Genomic DNA, 4,108 nt, shown 5'->3' with positions numbered 1-4,108 from the left:
GCGTGCCCCAGCAGCTCCTGCACCACCCGGACGCCGGCGCCGCCGGCCGGGCCCGCCCGGGGCGGCGCGGCGTCAGGCCGCGTCGTCGCCGAGCGCGCGGGCGAGCGCGACCGGCAGGTCCAGCGACTCGCCGTCCTTGCCGCCCGCGCCGATGACGAGCGGCGGGTCCTGCGGCTCCGGCCGCACCCCGCGCAGCCGCGCGGCCAGCGACGGCGGCACGGTCAGCACGTAGAAGCCGCCGTCGGTGCCGATCGCGACCGTCCGGTCCCGGCGCAGGTACCAGCCCTCCAGGGGCGTGCGGTAGCGACCACGCCCGCCGTAGCCCTGCGCGTGCAGCGGCTCGGGGGCGACGCCCCGGTCGCGGGCGTCGGCGACGAACCGCGCGATGAGCTCACGGGCGCGGGCGGACTCGGCCTGACGCCGGGCGCGGAGGGCGGCCTCGTGGGCGTCGGCGGCCTCGCGGCGGCGGGACCGCCAGTCGGCGGCGCGATCGGCGGGCGCGTCGGGCGCACCTGCGTCGTCGGCCCCGGCGGGGACCGACGACGCGTCGCGCTCGCTCACTTCTCGGCCGGCGCGGCCGCGGCCTCGTCCTCGGAGGTCTCGGCGCTGTCGGCGGGCTGCTGGGCGGCCTGCGCCGCCTCCTTCGCGGCGGCGGGGCGCTCGGCGTCCTGCGCGGTCGGGGCGGGGGTAGCCTCGGCGGTGGCCGTCGCGTCCGCGGCGGCCTCGGCGCCGACGGCGTCCTTCGCCCCGTCCGCCGCCGCATCTGGCTTCTCGTCGTCCTTCGCCTCGGCGGGTGCCGGGACCGCGGGCGTCGCGGCCGACACCGGGGCGGGCCGGCCCTTGCCGCGGGCCGGGCGCGCGGCCGGGCGGGCCGCCTGCTTGGCGTCGAACTGCGCCTGCGCGGCGTCGGCCTTCTCCAGCGTCGTGCGGTTCGGCGCCGGGTCGTGGCCGAGCAGGTTGCGCAGCTCGTCGAGGTAGGACGTGATCGACTCGCGCTGCCGGTTCAGGTCCTCGACCTGCCGCTGCGACGTGGTGCGCTCGCGCTCGGACTCGGCCATCGCCTCGGACAGCGTCTTCTCGGCGTGCTCGCGGGCCTCGGCGACGACGCGGTCGGCGTTCGCGCGGGCGTTGGACAGCAGCTCCTTGGAGTGGTTCTGCGAGTCGACGCGGATCTTCTCGGCCTGCTCGAGCGCCTTGGCGACCCGCTGCTCGGCGTCGGCGGCGTGCGCCTCGGCGTCGGAGACGAGCTTCTCGGTCTCGGCGCGGGCCGTGGCGTGCCGCTCGGCGTCGGCGCGCTCGGCGGCCTCGCGCTGCGCGGCGATCTGCAGCTCGGCGTCGGCGAGCTGCTGGCGGGCCTGCGCGGTGAGCGCGTCGGCCTCGGCGCGGGCGGTCGACCGGACCTCGTCGGCGGCCCGGGTCGCCTCGGTGAGCTGGCGCTCGACGTCGAGGCGGGTGGCCTCGCGCAGCTCCGCGACCTCGCGCTCCGTGCGCTCGCGCAGCTCGGCCGCGTCCCGCTCGGTGCGCTCGCGCAGCTCGGTGGTCTCGCGCTCGGCCAGCGCCCGGAGGGTGGCGGCCTCGTGCTCGGTGCGCTCGCGCAGCTCGGTGGTCTCGCGCTCGGCGGTGGCGCGGAGCTCGCTCGCGTACTGCTCGGACTCCGCACGCAGGGCGGCGAGCGACTGCTCGGCGTCCTGGCGGGCGGCCGCGATCTCGTCGGCCACGGCCGCGCGCAGCTCGCCGGTCTCGCGGTCGGCGGTCGCCCGGACGAAGCCCGAGTACTGCTCGGCCTCGGCCCGCAGGGCGGTGGTCTCGGCGGTCGCCCGCTGCTGGGTCTCGGCGGCGGCCCGCTCGGCGGCCGACCGCACGGCGTCGGCCTGGGCGGCGGCGTCGGCGCGCACGGCGCGGGACTCCTCGGCCGCGGCCTGCCGCGCCTCGGCGATCTCGGTCGCGGCCACCGACCGCTGCATCGCGGCCCACCGCTCGGCCTCGGTGCGCAGCTCGGCGAGCTCCGCGGTCACGCGCTGCCGCAGCGCGGTCGTCTCGGCGTCGGCGGCCTGGCGCAGGTCCTGGTCGTACCGCTCGGCCTCGGCCCGCATCGTCGTCGTCTCCGACTCGGTGCGCGTGCGCAGCTCCTCCGCGGCCTGCTCGGTGCTGATCCGGAGCTCGGTCGTCTCGCGCTCGACCGTCGCCCGCAGCGTGCCGAGCTCGCGCTCCAGCGTCGCGCGGCGCTCGCTCTCCTCGGTCTGGATCGCGGTCTGGATCCGGGCGGCCTCGCGCTCCGCCGACCCGACCAGCTCCTCCGCGCGTCGCTGCGCGCCGGTCAGCGCGCTCTCGGCCTCGGTGTGCGCCGTCGACCGCTCCTCCGTCGCCTCGCGGCGCGCGGTCGCGAGCAGCTCGGCGACCTCGTTCTCGGCGCGGGCGCGGAGCTGGCCGGCCGCGAGCCGCGCACGGGCGAGGGCGTCGGACGCCTGCGCGTTCGCCTGCTGCACGACGTCGGACGACTGCTCCTCGGCGCTCCGCAGCAGCATTTCGATGCGGGAGCCCAGGCCCGAGTACGTGGGCCGCTCCGCCTCGCGGAGCTGGCGGTGCGCCTCGGACAGCTCGCCCGAGATCTGCAGCACGCGCTCGTCCATCGAGGCGACCTGGCTGCGGGCGTCCTGCAGCGCGCGCTCGAGCTCCTGCATCCGGGTGTCGACGGGTCCGCGGTCGTAACCACGGAAGTTGACCACCGGGAAGGGCGTACGGTCCTCTGCCACGAAGTTCCTCCTGCGAGCGCGCGCGAGCGCTTGTGGGGACGGCCTCCGGGCGGGAGGCTCGGGGCGTCGGTCGGCCCGCGTCCGCCGTCCAGGGTATCGGCAGCGCCACGGCCCGGGACACCCGTCGGCCGGGCACGCACCCGGCCCGCAGCAGGCCCGATTTGCCCGGACCCCGAGGTGGTCCGCCTATCCTGGGACGTCACGTTCGAGAGGAAGATGCGTGCTCCAACGACTGATCGCCGCCGTCCTCGGGGTGCTCGGGGTCGCGGCCATCGGGCTCGGCGTCGCCTCCGCCACCGTCTGGCGGGCCGACGACCCGCTGGTGGCCACGGCCGCGCCCGGGGGCGAGACCCGGACCCTCGTGACCGACCCCGGCGTGCTCGAGCTCGCCGGCGACCCCGTCACCGTGACCGTGCGCGCCGACGGCGCGCCGGTGGTGCTCGCGGTCGGCCGGGACACGGACGTCACCGCCTGGGTGGGCGCCGACCCGTACGAGCGGGTCACCGGCCTGTCCGACTGGCACACGCTCGCCACCACGTCCGGCCAGGACGCGGCGGAGCCGTCCGCGAGCCCGTCCGCGTCCGCGACCGAGGAGGCCGCCGCCGAGGCGGCCCCGTCGCCGACGGCGAGCGAGGACGCGGGCGCGGCCGTGGCGACCGCGGCCGACCCGACCGGCAACGACATGTGGGTCGCCGAGGTCGCCGGCGACGGCACCGCGACGCTCGAGTGGCCGGCCCAGGAGGGTCGTTGGTCGCTGCTCGCCGTGAGCCTGGGCGACAGCGCCCCGGTGCTGGACCTGTCCTGGCCGCAGACCGTCACCACGCCGTGGCTGTGGCCGGGCGTCGCGCTCGGCGTGCTGCTGCTGGCGGTCGCCGCGATCCTGCTCGTGCGCATCCTGCGCGAGCGGCGCGAGGGCCCGGACGCGGGCTGGACCGACGTGAGCACCGGGACGCTCGCGACGGTGCCGCTCCCTGCCGGTGCGCAGGGGGGTGCAGCGGGCGGTGTCCCGGCGGCCGGGCCCGACGGAGCGATCCCGCTCGGCACCGTCACGCCGGGGGCGCCGCTGACCCGCCGGCAGATCCGTGAGGCCGAGGCCGCCGCGGCGGCCGCCCGCAAGCGCGGCGGCCGGACGCCCACCGGCTCCGTGCCGGCCGTGACGGGGGCGACGCCCGTGGTGACGGGGGCGACGCCCGTGGTGACGGGGGCGACGCCCGTGGTGACGGGGGCGACGCCCGTGGTCACCGGGGCGACGCCGGCTGCGCCGGGCACGGATGCGGCCGCGACCGGCCCCGGCGCGACCCCGGCGGGCGCCGGTGCGGCCACCGCCGTCCCGGGGCGGGCCCCGGACACGCCCG

Annotated in this window: 2 protein-coding genes and 1 pseudogene; 1 reads left to right on the top strand and 2 read right to left on the bottom strand. The window is 78.8% G+C overall.

Translation table 11 applies throughout. From position 1 onward, the window contains the following. Positions 1-72: 72 nt before the first annotated feature. Both KVT14_RS19830 and KVT14_RS19825 read right to left on the bottom strand, forming a co-directional pair. Positions 73-561 carry a hypothetical protein gene (locus tag KVT14_RS19830; RefSeq protein ID WP_308161183.1) on the bottom strand — a complete coding sequence of 163 codons (489 nt, stop codon included), beginning with the start codon at positions 559-561 and terminating at the stop codon, positions 73-75. Further along, positions 558-2,753, bottom strand: a complete 2,196-nt coding sequence (locus KVT14_RS19825) for a hypothetical protein (protein WP_217617234.1) — start codon at positions 2,751-2,753, stop codon at positions 558-560. Before KVT14_RS19825 ends, KVT14_RS19830 begins: the two co-directional genes overlap by 4 nt. A 220-nt stretch (positions 2,754-2,973) precedes the next feature. Between KVT14_RS19825 and KVT14_RS19820 the strand changes: the two are divergent. Continuing rightward, a pseudogene (locus tag KVT14_RS19820) lies at positions 2,974-4,108 on the top strand (hypothetical protein); the annotation flags it as partial.

Source organism: Cellulomonas sp. GbtcB1, from assembly GCF_019091725.1.
Classification (GTDB): domain Bacteria; phylum Actinomycetota; class Actinomycetes; order Actinomycetales; family Cellulomonadaceae; genus Cellulomonas.
Note: the sequence above shows the minus strand (reverse complement) of the source record. Positions and strands in the feature narration are given on the sequence as shown.